General features: G+C 34.7%; 4 protein-coding genes. 2 read left to right on the top strand and 2 right to left on the bottom strand.

Annotated elements, in window-relative coordinates; genetic code table 11:
• The first annotated feature begins 62 nt into the window (after positions 1-62).
• Positions 63-1,730, top strand: a complete 1,668-nt coding sequence (locus P9B04_RS15425; RefSeq protein WP_342055877.1) for a mechanosensitive ion channel family protein — start codon at positions 63-65, stop codon at positions 1,728-1,730.
• A 122-nt stretch (positions 1,731-1,852) separates the two neighbouring features.
• Here the strand turns inward: P9B04_RS15425 and P9B04_RS15420 are convergent, their stop codons facing one another.
• Positions 1,853-3,196 carry a Caspase domain-containing protein gene (locus P9B04_RS15420; protein ID WP_342055876.1) on the bottom strand — a complete coding sequence of 448 codons (1,344 nt, stop codon included), beginning with the start codon at positions 3,194-3,196 and terminating at the stop codon, positions 1,853-1,855.
• Between the two features lie 336 nt (positions 3,197-3,532).
• Positions 3,533-4,030 (bottom strand): tetratricopeptide repeat protein, encoded by a 498-nt coding sequence (locus P9B04_RS15415; protein WP_342055875.1) that lies wholly within the window; start codon positions 4,028-4,030, stop codon positions 3,533-3,535.
• A gap of 81 nt (positions 4,031-4,111) precedes the next feature.
• On the opposite strand from P9B04_RS15415, the gene P9B04_RS15410 reads away from it, so the two are divergent.
• Entirely contained in the window at positions 4,112-4,288 is a 177-nt protein-coding gene (locus tag P9B04_RS15410; protein WP_342055874.1) for a hypothetical protein, read from the top strand.
• Positions 4,289-4,296 lie beyond the last annotated feature (8 nt).

Genomic DNA, 4,296 nt, shown 5'->3' with positions numbered 1-4,296 from the left:
GTTGTATAACACTGTCCGCTAACTAATACCCCACCTGCAAAAGTGACACGCTCCCGAAAGAAATGACTAAGAAAATAAAGTCTTTCATCATTGTTCTGTTAGTTAGTGTCTATATTATTTTTATTTCTCCTTTAGTTTATGGACAAGATGATGGTGGTACTGGGAATAAAATTGATGGATATTCTGTTATTTTGAATGACCAAGCGTTATTTAAAATACAAGCACCCACGGGTTCATTTTCTCCTGAAGAAAGAGCAAACACTATTACTAATAGACTAAAAAAATTTGCAGAAGATAATTCTTTGCCTATCGAAGCAATTACCCTTGAAAATCAAGAAAGTCTTACCAGTATTATTGCAGAAGATAAAATTTTAGCGACGTTGACAGAAGAAGATGCGAAAGCAGCTAGAAAATCTCGCCAAGAATTAGCAGAAGAATACCTACAAATTATTAAAACATCTCTTGATCAATATCGGGAAGAAAGAACTTTAACTGCAAGAATTTTCAGCTTAATTTGGACAGTTATTGCCACTTTATCCCTTCTATTAATTTTCAAACTTATGAACCTGGTTTTTCCCAGAATATTTAATCTTTTAAATAGGTGGAGGAATACAGTTATTCCTGGTTTAAGAATTCAAAATGTTAATCTCATTAGTTCTACTCAGGTTACTAATAGCTTGATCGCAGTTGTCAAATTAGTTCGGGTTGTTATTGTTCTTTTAATTCTTTTTCTTTACGTTCCTTTTATTTTAAGTTTCTTCCCCTTAACCCGAAAGATATCCAAGAAAATTTTTGAGTATATTGTTAGAGCAATTCTCTATATTTCAGACTCGGTTGTAGAATATATACCCAATATTTTTATGATTGGGTTAATTGTTGTATCAACCTATTATATTATACGATTCTGTAAGTTTATTTTCAGAGAATTGGAAAGGGGAAATATTACCATACCTGGGTTTTATCAAGATTGGGCAACTCCAACTTACAATATTCTACAATTTCTTATTATTGCTTTAGCTGCTGTGGTTGCGTTTCCCTATTTACCAGGGTTTGACTCTCCTGCATTTCGAGGAATTTCTGTATTTTTAGGGATTCTTTTCTCTCTGGGTTCAACTTCTGCAGTAGCAAATACTGTAGGGGGTGTAATCTTGATTTATACCCGTGCATTTCAATTAGGCGATCGGGTACAAATTGGTGACATTATCGGTGATATTGAAGATAAAAGTTTACTGGTTACTCGCATTCGTACTCCAAAAAATGTGATCGTTACTTTACCAAATGCTACGGTATTAAATAGTAATGTGGTTAACTTTAGTGCCTCAGCAAGAGAAACAGGAATACCCTTAATTATTTCTACTACAGTTACTTTAGGTTATGATGTTCCTTGGCGCAAAGTTCATCAAGTTTTATTAGCAGCTGCTGATGCAACAGATTGCTTGCTAAAAGATCCTCATCCCTTTGTATTACAAACCAGTTTAGATGATTTTTATGTTAGCTACGAATTAAATGTTTATACGGATAAAACCCGTAGGTTATTTTATATTTATTCTGATCTCCATCAAAACATTCAAGATAAGTGTAATGAAGCAGATATCGAGATTTTATCCCCTCATTATTCCGCACTTAGGGATGGAAATCAAAACACAATTCCTGCTAATTATTTACCGAAAGATTATCAGGTACCAGGGTTTAAAATTGAGAATTTGGGGAATAATTTTAAGAATCATTAGTCAAAATAAATACTACAGTAGTTCTCGTACTTGTGAGGTACAGGAGTTATCTCATTGAGGCAGAAGGCAGGGGACAGGAGGCAGGAGTTAGGTTTACCTCATGAGTCAGAGAAACGCTATAATTATTTCCAAGAACTGGACTCACAATCAATTAAACGCTCTAAAATAGCAATTTCTTGTTCATTATCGCTTTGTCTAACTTTTTGTTCCATTCTAACGTTTAATAGTTCCATTAAAAGCCTAATTTTATATGCTTGTTGTGCTGTAGTAGCGACTTGATAAGGTTGTAAAGTCTCTAAATTTTCCATGTAAGATTTTTCGGGATCGAATTGGAATAAACTAACTAAAGAGTCGATCACATATTTTTGTTGGGGACGAGCAATTTTTTGTAGTTCAATGATTGGCGTATTAAATAACTGATTGATATCTTCTTCACTTGCTTTTTGTTGTAACCACACTTCAGAAGTAGAAACGGGTAAATCAGAGGTTTTCTCGTCTATTTTAGCAAAAGCATGAGCTTCGGAATAACTAATTCTCCCATCTTGATTGTAATCTGCAGAAGCAACTTTTTGACCAATGCGACTAACCCCACTTAATCCAGCAAAAAAACTAGAACTATAATCTTTATAATCTGCTTCATTTACTTCGGGAGTACACCCGACAGAAGGCAAGGTTTTAATAGTAGCAAAAAATCCACATCTTGTTTGTTTTGTCAAGGGTTGATTGGGGTTACCATCTTGATAAATATAATTAGCAAATGAACCGGAAAAACATTGAGCCATCATGGTAACAATATGACTATCTTGGGGTAATTTATCTAGGGTATTTGATAATTTTGCTACGGTTACAGGGGTATTATTCCAGAGCATTAAGGCATTATTATCGCTATTTCTTTCGTTGAGGATTCCATGACCTGTAAAATAGAGAAAGATAGGTTTTTTAGCTTCTTTATTTTGATTAATATTATCAATCCAACCGTTAATATTCTTGAGACTAGATGAACCATTTAAACCAGGAATGTTAGGAACTTTGAAACGTTGGTTGCGTTGGGGATCAATATAACGAATACTAGCTTCTCCGTTATTTCCATTGGCAAAAAAGATGCTGGTTGATGGGGATTTAAAACCCATATTTTTTAGGGTTCTTTGGAAATAAAGAACGTTTTTCTCTAAAGCTATTTCATTAGATTGGGGAGTTGCACCACCAGCAAGCACTAAAAAATTTGGTTCTGATGTTTTGGGTTCACAATCTTCTATTGATTTATCCGTTGCTTGGCTAAAAAAATGAGAAATAGCTGAGTTTTGAACCGGTGGTTGAGGGAGTTTTCTTCCTTCGTCTTGTATTAGGTTGAGAAACCATCCTTGAAAAGATTGATTAACAGCAGATTCTGTAGAAGAGGATTTTCCTAATAATCCAGTTAAACTTATGGAGACGAGAACAATAGCAATTTTTTGATAATTTTTCATACTAACTCGGAGAAGCTTGGTGACTCCTAGCTTAACCCAGATATGACAATTAGGAATGATTCATGAGATATCTTTTTTCTCAGTTATCAGTTACCAGTTACCAGTTACCAGTTACCAGTTATCAGTTACCACTGTTCCCTCCGATGTTATTATTTGACGGTTTATTATAAAATTCCCCACCAAACTATTAACTCCTGACTCCTGACTTCATTTATAGGAATTTTCATTTGCATAGATTACAAACTCAAAGAAAAATAGCCCCCACACTTCCCACCCCTCCCACACTCCCCACCCTCACTAAACCGAGATTTTGATACACCCAATTGAAAACTGCTATTAACCTCCCATTTCTGCTTCACCAATCTGATAAGCTTTTTCTTCAAGCGATCGCTTGTAATAAAGTTTTGCTTCTGCTGCTTTTTCCTCTTCATCATCTTTGTATTTTTTATCTTTTTTCGGTAAAGGATCGAATTTTACGGGAATAGCACTAATTAAACTTTGTACAGTTCTAGCTAAAGCGTGATCTGGTTCAATGGTACGCACTTTCTCAAAACAAGTTAAAGCGTTATGATACTGTTTAATTTTGCAGTAAATGGTTCCTTTGTTGTACCAAAGATCAGCAGTGTTGGGATTTATTTTTATGGCTTCGTCGTAACAAAGAATAGCCGCTTTATAACGCTGTAATTTTTCTAAGGAAATACCTTGATAGATCCAAGCAGGGATAAAGTTGTCGTTGAGTTGGATGGTTTTTTGGAAACATTTGAGAGATTCTTGATATTGTCCCTGTTGTTGAAGGGTTAAACCTTTTTCAAACCAAGTTTCGTAAGATTCCATGATTATTTTTCAATTTTTCTCAAGGGGTGAAGTCTATAATTATTTTAGCGTGGTCAAAAAGAAGCGATCGGGTTTTTTAAGATGTCAGAACGAGAGCAAGAAATTAAAAGGTTAGTAGAACTATTAAAAACTATAAAGGGTAAGTACGCTCGTATAGAAACTGCTGAGAGTTTAGAGAAAATAGATGCTGGCAACCCTGTCGCTATTGAAACTCTAGCCTGTATTATTCATGAAGAAAAAACAAAACCTAAAAAATAAGGAATTGG

The sequence above is a fragment of the Crocosphaera sp. Alani8 genome, from assembly GCF_038442745.1.
Taxonomy (GTDB): Bacteria; Cyanobacteriota; Cyanobacteriia; order Cyanobacteriales; family Microcystaceae; genus Crocosphaera.
The sequence above is the reverse complement of the archived record's forward strand: the minus strand, read 5'-3'. Positions and strand labels throughout refer to the sequence as shown.